This window comes from Methylophilus sp. YYY-1 (assembly GCF_029132825.1).
Taxonomy (GTDB): domain Bacteria; phylum Pseudomonadota; class Gammaproteobacteria; order Burkholderiales; family Methylophilaceae; genus Methylophilus; species Methylophilus glucosoxydans.
In genome coordinates, this window is record NZ_WOVG01000001.1 from 475,025 (window position 1) to 490,818 (window position 15,794).

A 15,794-nucleotide genomic window follows, 5' to 3' on the forward strand; every position below is an offset into this window, starting at 1 on the left:
TCCTTGAGGGGCAGACTAGCGATATTCGCGATCACGACTACGCATGGCATCCCTGGAGCGGTCTAGCACACTCGCGTCAGCCGGTGGCTCGATGGCTGGCTTATCCGCCGGGACGGCAGAGCCAGCTGCGGCATTACTGCCTGCACCACTCATGCTCATGAGTTTATCCAGTGGCAAATACAGCATGCTGTTGCCATTTTTCTGATCAACCAGCACTTTGCTGGTATTGGCCAAAATATGTTCCTGCGTATCGAGATACAAACGCTGGCGGGTCACTTCAGGCGCTTTGTTGTACTGCGCCAGAATCTGCTCGAAACGGTCTGCATTACCCTTGGCTTCGTTCTCCACCCGCAGCTTGTAACCCGCGGCCTCTTCGGCCAACCGCGACGCTGTACCACGTGCTTTAGGAATCACATCATTGGCATAGGCCTGACCTTCATTTTTCTGGCGTTCCAGATCCTGCTTGGCCTTGACTGCATCATCAAATGCCGCCTGTACCTGTTCTGGGGGCTGTGCATTCTGCATGGTGACGTTAACAATATTGACGCCGGATTGATATCTGTCCAGCATGTCCTGCATGAGTTTTTTCGCTTTGGCAGCCACATCATCCCGGCCTTCATACAGCACGAAGTCCATCTTGCTCTTGCCTACCACTTCGCGGATGGCTGTTTCTGCCACACCACGCACGCTTTCTTCGGTGGAGCGGTTGCTAAACTGATAATCTTCCACCGACTTCAGGTTGTATTGCACAGCCACCTGCAAATCAATAATGTTTTCATCATCGGTCAACATTAAAGACTCTTTCAGCTCTTTGCTACGGCCAGATTCGCCCTCATAAGAACGGTAGCCCATTTCAATGGTACGCACCTGCTCGAGGTTAACGTTTTCCACGGTCTCAATCGGAAATGGCAAATGCCAGCGCGGGCCAGGCATGGTGGTTTCCACATGCTTGCCAAAACGTAACACTACACCGCGAGAGCCCTGGTCAACAATATAAAAGCCAGAGCCCAGCCAGATCAGCGCTACCAACCCTAAAATCGGGGCCACTGGCAAGGATTGCGGCGCAGGTGCTGATCCACGCGGACTACCCTGCCCACCTTTATTGTTGCCAAATAACCGGTTCAGCTTTTGATTCAAATCCTTGAACACCTCGTCCAGATCGGGCGGGCCTTCATTGTTTTTATTCCAAAAGCCTGGAAATTTTTTCATGCGTGTACTCCGTATGTTTTGATCTTTTTAAACGTAAGCACTTTCTTCGGTGCTGAGTTTTTTCAGGTATTGCTGATGCTCTAACAGCGCCTGGCGTAAATCCTCTATGCCTATGCCATCTCTGGCTGACACACGAACAGTTCGGATATTACCATACTCGTCGCGGTCGACTCCGGGCGGCATGCCCATGCGGTCAATCTGGTTAAGCACCAGAATCTGTGGGACCCTGGCAGCACCAATCTCGTTCAATACGATATTGACTTGTTCGATTTGTGCATCGCGGTTCGGGCTGGCCACATCAACCACATGCAGTAATAAATCGGCCTGCGCGGCCTCTTCAAGCGTAGCACCAAAGGCTTCAATCAAAGTCGTAGGCAAATGCTTGATAAAGCCGACCGTATCTGACAACACCACCGGATAACCTTCCGGCAGGTGCATTTTACGAGAGGTGGTATCCAGTGTGGCAAACAGCTGGTCCGCCGCATAGACACCCGAGTGTGTCAGGCGATTAAACAAGGTAGATTTACCCGCGTTGGTATAGCCGACCAAAGACACGGTCATCAGGTTGGAGCGTTTGCGCGCACGGCGTTGCATGCCACGTTGCTGCTTGAGTTTATCCAGTTTTTCACGCAACTGCTTGACGCGCACGCGCAGCATGCGTCGGTCCAGCTCGAGCTGGGTTTCACCAGGGCCGCCTCGCACGCCAATCCCGCCCTTTTGTCGTTCAAGGTGGGTCCAGCCACGCACCAACCGCGTAGACAAATGCTCCAGTTGGGCAAGCTCGACTTGCAGCTTACCTTCGTGCGATTGCGCACGTTGGGCAAAGATATCCAGAATCAGGCCGGTGCGGTCTACCACACGTGCTTCAAGCAACTTTTCAAGGTTGCGCTGTTGCGAGGGGCTCAAGTCGTGATTGAAAGCCGCGACTTTGCTGTCATAGGCGGCCATCAAGGCCTTTAACTCATCTGCCTTGCCAGAGCCGATAAAGTATTTGGGATCAGGCGCATGACGCTTGCCTTCCAGCGTCGCTGAGATATTGAGGCCAGCAGTCCCGGCCAGGTGGCGGAGTTCTTGCAAACTTTCTGCGTAGTCAGCGTCACCAAAGTTGACGCTGACCAGAACGACGGCATCTCCGCCGCTTGGTCTATCAAACATGCATTAAGATTCTTGAGCGGCGTCGTGCGATCCGAGGCTGACTGGACGTGCAGGAACGATGGTGGAAATGGCGTGCTTGTACACCATTTGTGTCACGGTGTTTTTTAACAAAATGACATATTGATCAAAAGAATCGACCTGCCCTTGCAATTTAATGCCGTTTACCAGGTAAATGGATACTTGAACGTGCTCTTTTCTGAGTGCATTCAAAAACGGATCTTGCAGCATTTGGCCTTTATTATTCATGGAATTGCTCCTTGTTTGTTTTAATCGTATTGGAGTTTTATTATCTTGAACACCAATCCCTCATAGTGACTATGATTGTACTAATTTGTTCCTTTTTCAATCCCCGCGCTTTACTTTTTTGGAAATAAAGCGCGGATGCGCTGCAGACAAGCCTCTTTACCCAGAATTGACATCACCTGATCAATGCTAGGCGACTGTGCTATGCCGATCAAAGCCACCCGCAAAGGCATCGCCAGCTTGGGGAACTTGATCTGCTGCTCAGTGACCACCTGATTTAGCGCATCGTGAAGCATATCGGCAGTCCAGTCAGAATCTTGAGTTTTTTCTAAAAAAAGTTCGATATAGCCGGCGGTTTCCGGTAACACATGTTTGGTTTTATCCGCCTCATTGACCTCAGGCATCTGGTAGAAGAAGGCAATTTCCCTGGCCAGTTGATTGAGGTTATTGGCACGCTCACGGTATAAATTCAATACCGCCAGCAAATCTGGCGACTGTGTTTCTGTGACGCCTAATGCAGCCAAACGGGGTTTGACTTCATCGGCAATCCGCTCCAAGGGCAAGGTTTTAATGTAATGCGCATTGAGCCAGTTGAGCTTTTCAGTATTGAACTGTGCGGCGGACGGCGTGATATGGTCCAGATCAAACCACTCGCAGAACTGCGCCATACTGAACACTTCATCATCGCCATGCGACCAGCCCAGGCGCGCCAGATAGTTGAGTACCGCCTCACGCAAATAACCGTCTTCATGGTATTGCATGACGCTCACGGCACCATGGCGTTTGGACAGTTTCTGACCATCATCGCCCAAAATCATGGACAAGTGCGCATACTGCGGCACCTGTGCACCCAGTGCCTGGAGCATATTGATCTGGCGCGGAGTGTTGTTGACATGGTCATCGCCTCGAATCACCTGCGTGACGCCCATTTCCCAGTCATCCACCACCACACAGAAGTTATAGGTTGGCGTACCGTCAGCCCGCGCAATAATCAGGTCATCCAGCTCGGCATTGGCAATCTCAATGCGACCCTTGACCATATCCTCCCAGGCCACCACGCCTTCGGTCGGGTTTTTGAAACGCACGACCGGTGGCACATCCTTAGGCGGCTCAGGCAACACTTTACCGTGCTCAGGCCGCCAGCGGCCATCGTAGCGCGGCTTCAATCCCTGCTGCATCTGGCTTTCACGCAAGGCATCCAGCTCTTCTTTGCTGCAATAGCAATAATAAGCATGGCCAGCATCCAGCATCTGCTGGATCATTTTTTTGTAAGTCTCCATGCGCTGCATTTGGTAAAACGGGCCTTCGTCATGATCCAGCTGCAACCAGGCCATGCCATCCAGAATGGCCTGCACGGCTTCCGGCGTGGAGCGTGCAACATCCGTATCTTCAATACGCAAAATAAACTTGCCGCCATGGCGCTTGGCATACGCCCATGAGAACAAGGCGGTACGCGCACCGCCAATATGCAGATAACCGGTAGGACTGGGGGCAAAACGGGTTTTAACAGCTTGCATGATGACTCTTGAAATTAAAACAGGCGTGCATTTTAACATGCCGCCTGTCAACACCGTGTTTAGTCTGGTTAAGATTGAAGCCGTGGGCGCAGAGGACGCATTGAAGCTGGTTTAAAATCACGCTAAGATGCGCGTATGCAAACTGCGCCATTAGATACAAACTTGGAAATTCATGTAGGCGAGCTCTATGGCAAGCCAGACGCCGATGGCCACATTGCCGTCTTGTATCACGTGCTGGCTGTTCACAAACAGGGCATCACCTTGCAAAATATGGACAATCCACTCAGTCAGTTTGAGACCACAGCCGGCAAGCTGCTGCAATCCGGCTACATCCGCCTGAGTCAAACACCTTACGTCAACTTGCAACAGGCCAACAAACGCAAAAAAAATGCGGCCACCAAGCTCACACGCTGTCCGTTTACCACGGATATTTTTGCTGAACGCGCGGATAGCGAACGGCCACAGCTCGCCATTTAAAAAGACGATAGGCTAGGCCGTTGCCTGCCCAAGCTGAAACGCGTCAACCTTTTTCTCTCAACGCTGATTGACCACCATTAAAGCGATGCACTTAAAAACCTGTCTGATTTAAAGTGGCCTGAATTAACGCCTTGGCCTAGCAGCCCTAAAACTCCGGTGGCGCCCCGATCAAATCATGGCCTTGCGCATCGATAATCTGTACATCCACAAAATCACCCGGGTTCAAGCCATCTGCATCTTGTAGATAAACAATGCCATCAATTTCGGGCGCATCTGCCTTGGTACGGGCAATACCGATGATGTTTCCATCGTCATCTTCAGTGAGTTCATCCACTAGCACGGTTTGCAGGCTGCCGATTTTAGCCGCCACCTTGGCGGCACTAATGCGTTCCTGCACTTCCATAAAGCGGCTAAGGCGCTCTTGTTTGATTTCTTCAGCCACCGGATTAGGCAAATGGTTGGCCGTAGCCCCATCCACGGCCGAATAGGCAAAGCAGCCGACGCGGTCCAGCTGCGCTTCTTCCATAAAGTCGAGCAGCATTTTAAAGTCATCTTCAGTCTCGCCGGGGAAGCCGACAATAAAGGTGCTTCGGATAGCGATTTCCGGGCAAATCTCACGCCAGGCCTTGATCCGGGCCAGGTTGTTTTCACTGCTGGCCGGACGCTTCATGGCTTTGAGCACCGCCGGGCTGGCATGTTGGAACGGCACATCCAGGTACGGCAAAATCGCCCCTTCGGCCATCAATGGGATCACGTCATCAACATGTGGATAGGGATACACATAGTGCAAGCGCACCCAAACGCCCAGCTCGCCCAAGGCTTTACTGAGTTCGGTCATGTGCGTTCTAACTGGCCTGCCGTTCCAGAAGCCTTTGCGGAATTTCATGTCCACGCCATAGGCAGAGGTATCCTGCGAAATGACCAAAATTTCGGAGACACCAGCATTCACCAAGCTCTCAGCCTCATTGAGCACGTCACCAATCGGACGGCTGACCAAATCGCCGCGCATGCTGGGGATAATGCAGAAGCTGCAACGGTGGTTACAACCTTCTGAAATTTTAAGGTAAGCATAGTGCTTGGGCGTGAGACGGATGCCTTGCGGCGGCACTAGGTCGGTGTAGGGATCGTGCGGTTTGGGCAGGTGTGTATGTACATGCCCCATCACCTCTTCCAGGGCATGCGGGCCAGTCACGGCCAACACGTTGGGATGTGCGTCCGTGACCACGTCTTTTTTCGCGCCCAGGCAACCGGTCACAATCACCTTGCCATTTTTGTTGAGCGCCTCGCCAATCGCATCCAGTGACTCTTGCACCGCAGAGTCAATAAAACCACAGGTATTCACCACCACCAGGTCAGACTGCTCGTAACTGTTGCTGATTTCATAGCCTTCGGCCCGCAATTGGGTCAGGATACGCTCGGAATCGGAGCCTGCTTTGGGGCAACCCAATGAGACGAAACCAACTTTAGGTGAACTTTGCATGATGCTTCCCTCTTAACCTTCTACCAACCATTTGGTCAGGGCAACTGAAGCCACCCCCAACACAATTAACAATAACTGATTCATGGTATCGCGCAATGCAGTACGCTTGTGCAAGCCTGGAATCAGATCCGCCACCGCCACATAGAGCATGCTGGCTGCGGCAAGACTCAAGATATAGGGCACCCAGTGCTGCACCGCATGCAGCGCAAAATACGCAATGATACCGCCAAGCACGGTGGCCAGGCTGGAGCCAATATTGAACAAAAAGGCTTTTTGTTTACTGTAGCCGGAATGTAACAAAATCAGAAAGTCGCCGACTTCCTGCGGAATCTCATGGGCGATAATCGCCAGTGCAGTCACCACGCCCACCTGCATATCCACCATAAATGCCGCGCAGATCAGGATGCCATCAACAAAATTGTGAAAGGTATCGCCTACCATGATCATCAAACCACTGCGGCCACCATCATGGCCGTGCGCGTGACCATGTAAATGAGGATGCCCTATCATCTGGCTAGGCTGCGCCGCTGGCAATCTGAACTTGATTGCGCCTTGCGGCTTTTTGGTAACAGGCTGGCCTGGATGCAACTCGGGGCAATGGGCCTCGTCATGCATGGCATGTATTTCACAGTGCTCGCCATGACAATGCCGCCACAGCACCAGTTTTTCCAGCGTAAAAAACAGTAGCACACCAAACAGCATGGTACCGGTCATCGCCTCGATATTGGGGCTGCTTTCAATCGCGTGCGGCAAAATCTCAAGAAACACCGCGGCCAGCAAGGCGCCAATCGCATAACTCACCAGCAAAGGCACCCAATGCTTTTGAGCATTGAGCGCAAACAGGGCTGCGACACACACACTGAGCACGCCCCCTAGCAAACAGGCCAGCATCATGCCGGTAAAAGGCGAAATATCAGTCAACAAAGGGGTCAAAGCAAGCATGCCGAGTGATTAAAGGAAGCCGCGCATTATACGTGAGTTATCAAAAAAACAAAGCATAAACAATTAGTTAACGCGTGCAGATGCCAGGTCACCTGGCTCAAATAAACTGCGCAATAATGTAGCCAATCACAATGCCGATCAGCAAGGCCATGGTCAATCCGCGGTAGGTCAACACATCCCGTGAGTAACCACGTCGAATGGCAATGTAAGACATCAGGTAACCTACGGCATTGAGCAGCCAGATAAAGCCAAAGCTGAGCACCTTGACAATGATTGGGCCAATCAATGGCACCAGGCCGATCACGCCGATCAGCCACACCAGCAACCCTGACAACAGGCCGAACAACAGCGTGACCGCCGCCAGTACCCGCGTATCCCAATGGAAATGCTGCCCCAGTAAAAACAAGCAAAGCAAAGCCACCGCGAACAATACCATTTGTGGCCAGGCGCGCAATGTACTACGCGTAGCGCTCACCTCCCCTGGTGTATTTGCCGGGTGCCGTCTGGCGCGCAATCTTTTCATCATAAGACACTGTCCGCACATAGCCCGGCCACCAGGGCAGGCAAGTCAGGCACAGCGTCGCAGCACTGCCAATGCGGTTGACGCAAGGCCACATCGCCGGCATAGCCCCAGGTCACCAGCACGAAGTCCATCAGGTTGGCCTCGGCCGACTGGCCATCTTCAAGACGGTCACCGATATACAGGCAATCCTGGATTTTTAAATCATGCTCGGCGACCACGCGCCCTATCATCTGCGCTTTAGACTTCAATGCCGGGCTGAAATAATCCAGTGCATAGACGCCCGCAAAAAAGTCCTGCCAGCCCAGATAGGCCATGATTTTTTCAGTCGGATCAAAGCGTTTATTGGTCGCAATATACAGCCTATAGCCCTCTGCCTTGAGTTGCTGCAGCATGGCAGTAACACCATCAAACACCACCGACTGCTGATAACCCGTGCTGTCATAATGCTGCTTGAAAGCTGCGGCCAAGGCGTTCAACACAGCCGCATCTTCGCTGCCAGACAGCCGTTTAAGCGTTTCCATGAGCGGCGGGCCAATCACCTCATTGCCCAACGCCATCCTGAGTGGCGTATTGGTCGAACGGAAAGCCAACTCAAAACAATTCAGAATACTGGGTGCGGAATCGATGAGCGTGCCATCGAGGTCAAAAATCAGATGTTTTTTCATTATTTAAATAATATATTGGGTTGAGCCACAGAGCACTCAGAGATCAATCTCTATCAACCAGCTTGCAATAGCGCAATATTGACATACTCAAGCGTAGAATCCTCGTGAGGATCAAATACGTTCGTGCCTGACGCTGCATCCACTATGGCGAAATACACTACTCCAGCCAAATCAAGCTGGCCATACGCCCGGTATCGCCATCACGCCTAAAGCTGAAAAACGTCTCTGGCTCACGATAAGTACAGCGTCCACCGCCATAGACCTGCGTCACTCCTAGCCTGGAAAGCCGTTGTCGCGCAATCGTATACAAGTCTCCCAGCCATTTTTCACCATGCGCCTGAAATGCATGTTCTGCCTGCGCATCTTGCGCCATAAATTGCGCGCGCACTTCACTCCCCACTTCAAACGCTTGCGGGCCAATGGCCGGACCTAACCAGGCCATGAGCGTGGCGGGCTCAACCGGCATGGCTTTTACCGTCGCTTCTATCACCCCGTCACACAAACTGCGCCAACCAGCATGCACAGCCGCCACCATGCTCCCCGCCTGATCACAGAGTAATACTGGCAGGCAATCGGCGGTCATGGTGACGCAGACCACCTGTTTGCGGGTGCTAAAACTGGCATCTGCGCTTTCCAGACATGAAGATAACGCAGCATCAATTACGCGCACCCCATGCACCTGGTTAAGCCACACCGGCTCACTCGGCAAATAAGGACTCAGTAATTGTCTGTTGGCCGCCACATGCTGAGGCAAATCCTTCACATGATCCCCCAAGTTCAGACTGGCATAGCTGCCCTGACTAACACCGCCAAGACGTGTGGTTTGCAAGGCCTTCACGCAAGCAGGCGCGGGCCAATCAGGCAAAATAACAGGCAAATCAGCCATTATGCCTCATCCTCTTCGCCTTCTTCATCCCAGGCATCCTCATCCAGCTCAGCATCGAGATCTTCGTCAAAATCTTCATCGCCCCAATCTTCGTCATCTTCACCAATGAACAAGCCGTTTTCATCCACATTGAAATCGACAGGCGCCAGCGGCTCATCGGGCAAGTCGGTCGTGCGCATAGCGTCTAATAGTTCACGCATGTCATCAGCAAGCTCAATCTGCCATTCCATGGGCGCATTCGTCACCGGATGAATCAAGCCGAGCTTGATCGCATGCAAGGCCTGACGCTTGAAATTGCCGATGACCTCACGCAATTCCGGCGTCATCATCTTGTGCGGAATAATATTGCCTATGCCATACAGCGGATCACCGACCATAGGCGCTTTCAGATGCTGCAAATGCACGCGGATCTGGTGGGTACGGCCGGTTTCCAGGTTGCAGCGCAAATAGGTATTGGTGCCAAACCGCTCAAGGATCTCGTAGTGCGTGATGGCGGGTTTACCTCGTCGCACCACCGCCATTTTGGTTCTGTGGTGCGGATGGCGGCCTATCGGCTGATCCACCTTACCATTACGCCACAACTGGCCCCAGACGATGGCCCGGTACTCACGTTTAACCGTGCGCGCCTGCAACTGACGCACCAGGCTGGTCTGTGCTTCCAGCGTTTTGGCAACCACCAGCAAACCGCTGGTATCCTTGTCCAGCCGGTGCACAATACCGGCACGTGGCACCTCTTTGAGCGCTGGCCAGTGAAACAGCAAGGCATTGAGCAAGGTGCCGCTCCAGTTGCCGGCCGCCGGATGCACTACCAGACCAGCAGGCTTGTTAATAATGATCAGTGCATCGTCTTCGTATACAACATCCAGTGCAATGTCTTCTGGCTCAAACGCATTGTCCTGCGCATTTTTAGGGGGAGTCACCACCAGTCGCTCGCCCCCCCACACCTTGGTTTTGGCCGTGGGCGCCTTACCATCGAGCAAGACCAGACCTTCTTTTATCCAGGCCTGCAGGCGGCTGCGAGAATGGTCTGGCAACATCTGCTGCAAGGCCAGGTCCAGGCGCTGCCCGCCAAGGTTGCTGGGGACGACCAGCTGTAAGGAGGTGCTTTCTTTCATATTTTCAAACAGCATCAGTTATAATGCTTTGAGTTCCCTTGATAAAACAACATAAATCAACATGCTTCGCATTTTACCGCTTAACACCCTGTTCACGCGTGCTTTTATTTTGATTGGCGCGCTGGCCTTGAGTGCCTGTGCCATTTTCGGCAATCCGAATCCTCCTGACGAAACCAAAGGCTGGAGCGAACAACGCCTTTATGCCACGGGCCAGGAAAAAATGGTTGACCGTAACTATGACAAGGCGATTGAGTACTTCCAGAAGCTGGAGGCACGTTATCCACATGGTGCGTATGCGACACAGTCCCAACTCGAAGTTGCTTATGCCTACTACAAAAAATCAGAACCGATTCTTTGCCTGTCTGCGATAGACCGCTTTATCAAGCTCCACCCTAATCACCCCAACCTCGATTACGCTTACTATCTCAAGGGCTTGGCCACCTTTAACGAGCGTGGCGTTATTGAAAAATATACCAAGCAAGAAATTAACGACCGCGACCCCAAAACTCTGCGTATTTCGTTTAACGCCTTTAAAGAACTGGTTGAGCGTTTCCCTACCAGCCGCTATAAAAACGATGCCACCCAGCGCATGATTTACCTGGTCAATACACTGGCACTGCACGAAATGCATGTCGCGCGTTATTACATGCAACGCAAAGCCTATGTGGCCGCACTCAACCGTGCTCGCTATGTGCTTGAGACCTATCCCAATTCCAGCTCCATCGAAGATGCGCTGGTCATGGAGATCAGTGCTTACGATGCCATGGACATGACAGACCTGAAAAATGAAGCGCTGCGTGTTTTAAAAACCAACTATCCTGATAACCCTATGATTGCCGGTAAGGTTCAGGAAGAAGAAAAAGTCTGGTGGAAATTCTGGGAAAGCTTATATTAAGCGCCTTCCATCCAATAAAAAACGCCAGTCTGCTGGCGTTTTTTTATTGCCCATTCGTGATGACTGTCTGCTGCAAGCGCTTTAAGTGGCGGCATTCAGCGTCCACGGCAGCCTTTTCAAACGGATGATCGTGATAGACATGGCGTCCGCGTAACAGCTGCCAAAAACCAGCCAGCAAATAGGCCGGAATAAAAAACAGGCCCCAGCATTCAGCTTGCCGCACATGCGTATGCTCATGTACGCGCAACTGCTGCAAAGCATGTGCGGAATAGCCAAGCACCACGTGACCGAATGTTATCGCAGCAAAGCCGCTATACCGGGCCAAGCGGCTGGCCAGCCAACCGCCAGAGACTTCCAGCACGCCCGCCACTTGTCGCATTCGCGCGCCCGTCAGCATGAGCAGGCTGGCAAAGAGCAATCCAAGTATGGTATTAGGTGCGGCGCACAGATAGCGCAAACAATCCACGATAAATTTAGGCATAGGGCAGGAGATTGCGCAAAGAATGAAAATATACCGGGTTAAGGGAGCCGATTTAAGCGCGATTGCCGCCAGTACAGCAGCATGCCAACCAGCATATTCAGCGTACCCTGCCAAACGGGCAAAAACAGGAAAATCAGACCGCCCTGCGCATCGGGATACATGACCACGGTCTGGAAATATAGCCAGGCGACGACAGCCACTTCAATTACGCTAAAGCTCAACCATTGTTTTTGTATGCGCGGATGCTCAAAAAAATAATAGCCTGCATGCAGCGTCAGATAAGGGATTATCGTCCATAAAGTGATCAGCAAACCGCTCGCGCTTTCCAGAAAAGCAAATCCGCGCGCAGCATATAGCTCAAAGCCAAGTGCCAACAGGGCACCTATCATGGCCGTAATCATGAGCGCTGATTTGAACATGCGCTCACCTCACCATCCACTGCATAGCACCCACAATGTTTATAGCTCGTCACCGCTATCATTTTCGCCCCTCCTGGTTTCCCTGGTCCGTGCTATTTGGACTCAGGCGGCTCCTGCTCGGAAATCAGTAATTGATTGTGGTCGGTTTTAAGATAAAACGTCCCATTCTGGTCAATTTGGATGGCACGAATCCGGTATCCACTTAACACAGGTTCGGCATACACCAGGGTCGTGCCCTCTTTGCGCACGCGATACAGCGTAGTATTACCCATGCCAGCCACAAACAAATCATGGTCCCAAAAATCATTGCGGCCAGTGGCCGGATACTTCACTAGCGGGCCGATGCCGATGGAAGGCACAAACGTCATGGCCGGTTTTTCGTAGCCTTCGTGGCTATTAAACTTGTTGCCATAATAGCCACTCATACCGTCGCGCTCGTAAATAGTGCCATAACTGACAATCGGCCAGCCATAATTTTTGCCGCGTTTGATCAGGTTGATCTCGTCGCCGCCCCTGGGGCCGTGATCCGTCAACCATAACTCGTTACTGTCGCGGTCAAAATATAAGCCGCCAGAGGGGGAGCGGAAACCACTGGCATACACCTCTGCATTCAAGCGCTGCAAGTCTATACGAATCACTTTGCCAACCGAGGTGGTCTTGTCCTGCACACGGTCGGGTTTGGAAAAATCGCCTATGCTCAGGTACAAGGTCCGCTCGTTTTCGCCCAGCGCCAGTTTGCCACCCACCTGATGCCCGAGTATCGGCTCTTTCATCGCCGGCCGGCTAATATAAATTTCGCGGTTAAAACTGACTTCGCTGTTCTCTACGTCGACCTCAAATTCGCTGACAGCCAGCCGCACGCCGTTATTGGCCTGATCCCAGGCGGTATAAGCCACATACAGTGTCTTACCCACCAGCAATGAATCCTTAACACCTGACAGTTCACGGCAATACACCAGCGATTTACTGCTACTTTCATCGGCAGAAGTTTCTTCACCCGGAATAAACTTCGCCAGCGGCTTGCCCGGCTTCACCAGCTCCATGGTTTCATTCTGGCGAACAAAATAAACCTCGCCACACTTGCTGATAAACAGGAATAGTTTTTTATCCAGGCGCTCAAACGGGCCCGTCGGGTACTGATCCTCAAATGGTAATTTATACTCTTTGAGGGCTTGCGTTCCAAACACGGACACAATCTTTGGTGTCTCCGGCTCCTGCTTTGCCTCTTTGTCGGCTTGGGCAGCATCACTGCCAGAGAGCAATAACTTGGGCACTGTCGCATCGTCTGCCTGCACCTGGCCCAACCACCCGGACAACAGCAAAACAAAGACAACATGAATCAAAGATACGCGCGAGGCACGGCACGCGCTTGTGAGTGAATAATGCAATGAAGGCTCCCTATTAGTTTATTTTTTCGAGTAGCCTTTGCTAAAAAAGTTTAAAAATAAAATTAAAAGTTATTTTTAAACAATATATTATTTATTTTTATTAAAGTAATTTGTGATATAAATTTTAAGCAATAGTCCGGCGATCAGTACGCCCCAAGCGATCAAGGTGAGCTGAATAAAGGCGGCAAATGCGTCCTGCTGGCAAACCCCTTGCAAGGCGGCAAAAGACGCATCGCACCCAAATGCAACCACGGCAAAGGCAAAGCCTGGACCTAAATGCAAAATGGTTAACCCGTAAATTAAACCTCGCAACACAGCGTCACCCAATCCCAAATACTTAAAGCCAGCATTGTAAAGTGGACTACACGGATAGACTACTGCATGCCTTTAAAAATCTGGTAACTGCCGCCCGTATAATTGCCCTGAAACGAAGTCGCCCGCATGCCTGCCACTAACTCCATTTCCAGTGGGACATGTTCGTAGGAATAAAGCGCGTGCCCTTTTTGAATGCAGCGCGGGCAAGCAATATTGTCATAGCTGTATACGTCCACCTGCGCCTCATCCAGCCCGACGATACGTTGCGTGTGATAAGCCCCCAGGATGACTTTCTGAATCACCACGCCCGGCGCCAGCTGAATATGCCAGGTGACAGGCTCATAAGCCATCAGGCCCAGAATCATGGGTTTGCTATCGTCAGTGATATTTACAGTGACTGTGCGCTGATCACGACCCGCCAGTAAAAACGCATCGCATTCACCTGGCACAAGTGGCCCCAACTTGCCCGCTGCCGCCCTGGCTGCCTGACATTGCGCCCACCAGGGTCGCTGGTCTGCCTCTGGTGGCAATGTGCCTTGGTAAACGCCAATGACATGCAAAGCCACGCTAGATTCCGCGGCAGATTTGAGGGGGATAGGCTGGGTAATGCTGGTCGGCTTTGGCGTACAACATCCAGCCAGCCACAAGGCCAGGGTGACGGCAAAAGCACGGTAAAAGGACAGTGAAGATGGCATGCTGAATACTTTCAACGCTGGTTTGTTGGCTAGGCATCACGTCATCAAGCATAAAAAAGCTTCATTCGCCGTGATCACCGCATGCATTTATCAATAAATTCACAGCGCAAGCAATAGCCATTTGGGGCTATCAGCCCTGGGTAAAACTAACGCTTCAAGGCCAGCAGCAACACGCCTGCGGCAACCAGTGCCAAGCCCAACCACTCGCGCAAAGACAAGCGCTCACCCAAAAACAGACAGGCAAATAATGCAACCAGCACCAGACTGAATTTATCCACCGGTGCCACTTTCGACGCATCACCCAATTGCAGGGCACGGAAGTAACACAGCCAGGAAGCGCCCGTCGCCAGCGCTGACAAGCTCAAAAACAGCCAGGCACGTCCCGGCAAACTCAAGGGATTACTCCACTTACCTGCCAGCCAGACAAAGGGCGCCAGCACCAGCGTAATCAGCACGGTACGAATCAATGTTGCAAAGTCTGAGTCTATGCCCTGAATACCGACCTTGGCAAAAATCGCCGTTAAGGCGGCAAAACAGGCCGACAGCGCCGCCCAGAAAAACCAATCGCCCGTCATTTACACCCTCCCCGTCCTATATAAACTTAAAGCGACCTAATCCACATTCTGGCCGATGCGCCACAACACGCCGGAAGGATCTGTCAGACAAAAATCGCGCATCCCCCATGGCTGCAACTGAATCGGCCAGAGCTTGATGCCATATTTTTGTACGATGCCCGTTTGCTCAATCTGCTGCCACCAGGCATCCACATCCGGGACCAGCAAATGCATCATAAAGTTTTCTGCCAAGTTTTCTGCACAAAAATCCTGCAACAAAAAACTCACATGCTCAAAGTGAAAATAAGCAACCCCGCCACCCTCTGAGGCCATCTTGAAGCCTAAATCAAGATAAAACTGCTTGGATAACGCAAAGTCTTTGCTCGGCACAAACGCCTTAATTTCAGTGACCTGCAGAGTTGACATTTCAGCCCCTTTCGCTATCTAACCAGTAAATAGATCATCGCGATCGTTGTTGTCGCAGATAACCCCAACGACAAAAACAACATGGTCTTGTATGTCGCCACCTGTGTTCTAGCCTCCTCAGCGGCGTCTTCCAGAGCGAGGATCGCCTGCTGCATTTTTTCTGCCAGCAAATGGATAGACTCGGCATTCTGCACAGTCGCTGTCTGTAATTCCTCAATCTGCTTGGTCAATACAGGATCAACCTTTTCCGCCTCAGGCTTGGCGGTAAACGCCGGAATGGCCGCCGTTGCCACCTGTGCCAGATAAGGAGCGACGGCTTTAAGAATGGGTAAAAACTGAATGGCCACGTGTATCCTTTCTGCCTTAACGCAATACATTGATGCTCATGGTAAAGGCTATACTTGCACGC

At 51.8% G+C, this 15,794-nt stretch carries 20 protein-coding genes; 2 read left to right on the forward strand and 18 right to left on the reverse strand.

What is annotated here, in order from left to right:
• Positions 1–15 precede the first annotated feature (15 nt).
• The 4 genes from hflK to gltX all read right to left on the reverse strand — a co-directional run bounded on the left by hflK (position 16) and on the right by gltX (position 4,124).
• Positions 16–1,209: an FtsH protease activity modulator HflK gene (gene hflK / locus GOC95_RS02100; protein ID WP_275355424.1), complete on the reverse strand. Its 1,194-nt coding sequence runs from the start codon at positions 1,207–1,209 to the stop codon at positions 16–18.
• A gap of 27 nt (positions 1,210–1,236) precedes the next feature.
• On the reverse strand, positions 1,237–2,364 hold the full coding sequence (hflX, locus tag GOC95_RS02105) for a GTPase HflX (RefSeq protein ID WP_194747745.1): 1,128 nt from the start codon (positions 2,362–2,364) through the stop codon (positions 1,237–1,239).
• Between the two features lie 3 nt (positions 2,365–2,367).
• Positions 2,368–2,610 (reverse strand): RNA chaperone Hfq, encoded by a 243-nt coding sequence (gene hfq / locus GOC95_RS02110; RefSeq protein ID WP_194747747.1) that lies wholly within the window; start codon positions 2,608–2,610, stop codon positions 2,368–2,370.
• 110 nt (positions 2,611–2,720) lie between these two features.
• Positions 2,721–4,124, reverse strand: coding sequence for a glutamate--tRNA ligase (gene gltX / locus GOC95_RS02115; RefSeq protein WP_275355428.1), 1,404 nt, complete (start codon positions 4,122–4,124; stop codon positions 2,721–2,723).
• Between the two features lie 135 nt (positions 4,125–4,259).
• On the opposite strand from gltX, the gene GOC95_RS02120 reads away from it, so the two are divergent.
• Positions 4,260–4,601, forward strand: a complete 342-nt coding sequence (locus GOC95_RS02120; protein ID WP_275355430.1) for a hypothetical protein — start codon at positions 4,260–4,262, stop codon at positions 4,599–4,601.
• A gap of 145 nt (positions 4,602–4,746) precedes the next feature.
• On the opposite strand, the gene rimO is transcribed toward GOC95_RS02120, so the two are convergent.
• From rimO to rluD, 6 genes are all read right to left on the reverse strand, one after another.
• A complete protein-coding gene (gene rimO / locus GOC95_RS02125) occupies positions 4,747–6,081 on the reverse strand; it encodes a 30S ribosomal protein S12 methylthiotransferase RimO (RefSeq protein WP_275355431.1) in 1,335 nt (444 codons plus the stop codon).
• A gap of 12 nt (positions 6,082–6,093) precedes the next feature.
• Positions 6,094–7,023, reverse strand: a complete 930-nt coding sequence (locus tag GOC95_RS02130) for a ZIP family metal transporter (protein WP_275355432.1) — start codon at positions 7,021–7,023, stop codon at positions 6,094–6,096.
• 97 nt (positions 7,024–7,120) lie between these two features.
• On the reverse strand, positions 7,121–7,549 hold the full coding sequence (locus GOC95_RS02135; protein WP_194747757.1) for a hypothetical protein: 429 nt from the start codon (positions 7,547–7,549) through the stop codon (positions 7,121–7,123).
• Positions 7,546–8,211 carry an HAD hydrolase-like protein gene (locus GOC95_RS02140; RefSeq protein ID WP_275355434.1) on the reverse strand — a complete coding sequence of 222 codons (666 nt, stop codon included), beginning with the start codon at positions 8,209–8,211 and terminating at the stop codon, positions 7,546–7,548. The genes GOC95_RS02135 and GOC95_RS02140 overlap by 4 nt, the downstream gene beginning before the upstream one ends.
• 157 nt (positions 8,212–8,368) lie before the next feature.
• Positions 8,369–9,097: a peptidoglycan editing factor PgeF gene (pgeF, locus tag GOC95_RS02145; protein WP_275355436.1), complete on the reverse strand. Its 729-nt coding sequence runs from the start codon at positions 9,095–9,097 to the stop codon at positions 8,369–8,371.
• Entirely contained in the window at positions 9,097–10,227 is a 1,131-nt protein-coding gene (gene rluD, locus GOC95_RS02150) for a 23S rRNA pseudouridine(1911/1915/1917) synthase RluD (RefSeq protein ID WP_275355438.1), read from the reverse strand. The genes pgeF and rluD overlap by 1 nt, the downstream gene beginning before the upstream one ends.
• Before the next feature lie 46 nt (positions 10,228–10,273).
• Between rluD and GOC95_RS02155 the strand changes: the two genes are divergently transcribed.
• Positions 10,274–11,107 (forward strand): outer membrane protein assembly factor BamD, encoded by an 834-nt coding sequence (locus GOC95_RS02155; RefSeq protein ID WP_194747762.1) that lies wholly within the window; start codon positions 10,274–10,276, stop codon positions 11,105–11,107.
• Positions 11,108–11,150: 43 nt separating this feature from the next.
• Here GOC95_RS02155 and GOC95_RS02160 read toward each other — a convergent pair whose 3' ends face one another.
• From GOC95_RS02160 to GOC95_RS02195, 8 genes are all read right to left on the reverse strand, one after another.
• The gene (locus GOC95_RS02160; protein ID WP_275355440.1) at positions 11,151–11,588 is read right to left on the reverse strand and encodes a hypothetical protein; all 438 of its coding nucleotides are present in this window, start codon (positions 11,586–11,588) and stop codon (positions 11,151–11,153) included.
• 38 nt (positions 11,589–11,626) lie between these two features.
• A complete protein-coding gene (locus GOC95_RS02165) occupies positions 11,627–12,007 on the reverse strand; it encodes a hypothetical protein (RefSeq protein ID WP_275355442.1) in 381 nt (126 codons plus the stop codon).
• A gap of 92 nt (positions 12,008–12,099) precedes the next feature.
• Positions 12,100–13,323: a PQQ-dependent sugar dehydrogenase gene (locus tag GOC95_RS02170; protein ID WP_275355443.1), complete on the reverse strand. Its 1,224-nt coding sequence runs from the start codon at positions 13,321–13,323 to the stop codon at positions 12,100–12,102.
• Positions 13,324–13,482: 159 nt separating this feature from the next.
• Positions 13,483–13,710 (reverse strand): hypothetical protein, encoded by a 228-nt coding sequence (locus GOC95_RS02175; RefSeq protein ID WP_275355444.1) that lies wholly within the window; start codon positions 13,708–13,710, stop codon positions 13,483–13,485.
• Positions 13,711–13,769: 59 nt separating this feature from the next.
• Positions 13,770–14,405, reverse strand: a complete 636-nt coding sequence (locus GOC95_RS02180; protein WP_275355445.1) for a hypothetical protein — start codon at positions 14,403–14,405, stop codon at positions 13,770–13,772.
• A 146-nt stretch (positions 14,406–14,551) separates the two neighbouring features.
• Positions 14,552–14,980 carry an EamA family transporter gene (locus GOC95_RS02185; RefSeq protein ID WP_194747765.1) on the reverse strand — a complete coding sequence of 143 codons (429 nt, stop codon included), beginning with the start codon at positions 14,978–14,980 and terminating at the stop codon, positions 14,552–14,554.
• Between the two features lie 36 nt (positions 14,981–15,016).
• Positions 15,017–15,385, reverse strand: a complete 369-nt coding sequence (locus GOC95_RS02190) for a VOC family protein (RefSeq protein WP_194747767.1) — start codon at positions 15,383–15,385, stop codon at positions 15,017–15,019.
• Positions 15,386–15,399: 14 nt separating this feature from the next.
• Positions 15,400–15,762: a hypothetical protein gene (locus GOC95_RS02195; protein ID WP_275355447.1), complete on the reverse strand. Its 363-nt coding sequence runs from the start codon at positions 15,760–15,762 to the stop codon at positions 15,400–15,402.
• Positions 15,763–15,794 lie beyond the last annotated feature (32 nt).